Here is a 1944-nt window from a genome sequence, read left to right as displayed (position 1 = left end):
CCGCCGGCGGCGTTGATATCGCGGAAGGCCATCTCGACCGATTTGGCGCCGGCTTGGCCGTATTCGCCGGCCGGGCCAGTCAGTTCCATGACGAGGCCAACGGTGATCTTGCAATCGGCGGCTTGCGCTGCACCTGCTGCCGTCAGCAGAGCTAGCGCGGTGGTGATCAGAAGTATCATCTTTGTCATTGTTGTTCCCCTTTCGTCACACGACTCTGGTTCAATTCATGTCTTGAGCCTGTTCAGCCTTCCGGCATCTGCAGCCAGGTTTCATGCAGATGCCGCCATTCAACGCCGTTGGGCGCCGATGAACTGGTGGTGAAAACGGCGCTCGAGCGACGACGGCTGTGCTTGCCGGCGCGCTGCTGTGCCTCGACGTAGCTGATGACGATCGTGTCGCCGGTCTGCCAGCCGGCCCGGATATCCTCGATCGCGATCGCGAAATCGCCGTCACAGGTGGCGCGGCTTGCCTTGATATGATCGAGCACCGCCTTACGATCGAGGACCTGCCCGCTCGGCGCGACCATGCAGAAGCCGTCACCCATGACGCGTTCGCAGCGGCTGAAATCCACCCTGTCGGCGCTCGCCCTGTCGAACCAGTCGACGAAGAAGCGATGCAGATCGACGATCTCTGCGCTTGCGCGTGAAAGCAGAGAGGGCTTCTCGTTCATGGCCGAGCTCAATTTCTTCCCGCGTTCAAATTGTAGTGCATAATCGAGCCATGGCGACCGTGGCGGTCGCGCTCCAATGTATAAACGTCGCCCAGAGGCCCGCTGCTTTGCGCGATCACTGCGGCGATCCGCGCCCGGTCCTCGGCATCGAGCGCGACGTCCATGATCCCGGCATTGGCAAGGGCGTGCGCCTGGTTGCGAGCGCCGACGATGACGGCCGCCACTTGCGGCTGCTCCAGCACCCAGGCGCTGGCGATGGTGGCGATGTCGACGCCGTGGCGGTCGGCGACCGCCTTCAATGCCCCCAGCAGTTCCTGGAAGAGATCCCAGCCGCCGAAATCATCGATGATTAGTTTGTATTTGACCAGCGACCGGTTTTCGAGCGGCGGCGTCTGCGGCTCGGCGACATCAAGCCATCTCTCGCTGAGGAAGCCGCCCGCCACCGAACCGTAGCAGAGGAGACTGACGCCGTTCTGGCTGGCAAGTGTTGCAAGGCTGTTGGCCGGCCGCTGATCGAGCACGGAATATTGCAGCTGCTGGCTGACCAGCGGCACGCCGGCCGCTAGGATCTCGGCCAAATGCGGCGTGTCGAAATTGGTGGCGCCGACGTTGCGCACCTTGCCCTCCAGGCGGAGGTCGTTGAGCCAGCCCATCGCATCGACGTAACCGGGCACTGCATAATCCCACCAGTGGAACTGCACGAGATCGAGCCGTTCGGTCTTCAGCCGCCGCAGCGACTGGTCGACGATGCCTCTCACATAGTCGCGGCTGATATTCGCAAGCCTTTCCAAGTCAGGCACCAGCTTGGTGTGCACCTTCATTTTGGCGGCGGCGTCGAGACCACGCTCACTGGCCAGCCGCAGCCGCGCCGCACCGATCAGTTCCTCGACGCCGGTATAGATATCGGCGCAATCATAGGTCCTGATGCCGGCGTCGAAGGTGGCGATCAGGTCGGTCACCGCCTGTTGGCGGTCGATTGCGCCGTGTCCGCCGGCAAGCTGCCAGCCGCCGCGAATGACGCGCGAGATCGTATAGCCCGGGCTGAGTTCGAAGGACTTTTCGGTCATCTCTGGTCATTCTCCTTCGGCAGCGGCACCGCCGTGGTCTCGGCATGGCTGAACCGGCGCTTCCCAGTCCTGATGATCCTCAGCCGGCTGGCGCAATTGGGATCGGGACAGGCGATCTCGGCATCCGACGTCATCCAGTCGTTCCTGTGGGTCGGGCGCTGTTTTGCCGCGAGCAGCGGCAACACAGCTGATATCGAATAGATCGAA

At 62.7% G+C, this 1944-nt stretch carries 2 protein-coding genes and 2 pseudogenes; all 4 read right to left on the bottom strand.

The window, feature by feature from the left end; all coding sequences use genetic code 11:
• Positions 1 to 188 (bottom strand): annotated as a pseudogene (locus EOA86_RS32695) (ABC transporter substrate-binding protein); the annotation flags it as partial.
• A gap of 53 nt (positions 189 to 241) precedes the next feature.
• The gene (locus tag EOA86_RS32690; RefSeq protein ID WP_128345356.1) at positions 242 to 670 is read right to left on the bottom strand and encodes a DUF4440 domain-containing protein; all 429 of its coding nucleotides are present in this window, start codon (positions 668 to 670) and stop codon (positions 242 to 244) included.
• 8 nt (positions 671 to 678) lie between these two features.
• A complete protein-coding gene (locus tag EOA86_RS32685) occupies positions 679 to 1737 on the bottom strand; it encodes an aldo/keto reductase (protein ID WP_128345354.1) in 1059 nt (352 codons plus the stop codon).
• Positions 1734 to 1944 (bottom strand): annotated as a pseudogene (locus tag EOA86_RS32680) (TIGR04076 family protein); the annotation flags it as partial. The pseudogene EOA86_RS32680 and the gene EOA86_RS32685, both read right to left, overlap by 4 nt.

This window comes from Mesorhizobium sp. M5C.F.Ca.IN.020.32.2.1 (assembly GCF_004023105.1).
GTDB lineage: Bacteria > Pseudomonadota > Alphaproteobacteria > Rhizobiales > Rhizobiaceae > Mesorhizobium > Mesorhizobium wenxiniae.
Note: the sequence above shows the minus strand (reverse complement) of the source record. Positions and strands in the feature narration are given on the sequence as shown.

Bases quoted from the DNA above. Each gene is read 5' to 3' on its own strand.
- EOA86_RS32685 (WP_128345354.1), bottom strand. From the start codon at position 1,737: ATGACCGAAAAGTCCTTCGAACTCAGCCCGGGCTATACGATCTCGCGC.
- EOA86_RS32690 (WP_128345356.1), bottom strand. From the start codon at position 670: ATGAACGAGAAGCCCTCTCTGCTTTCACGCGCAAGCGCAGAGATCGTC.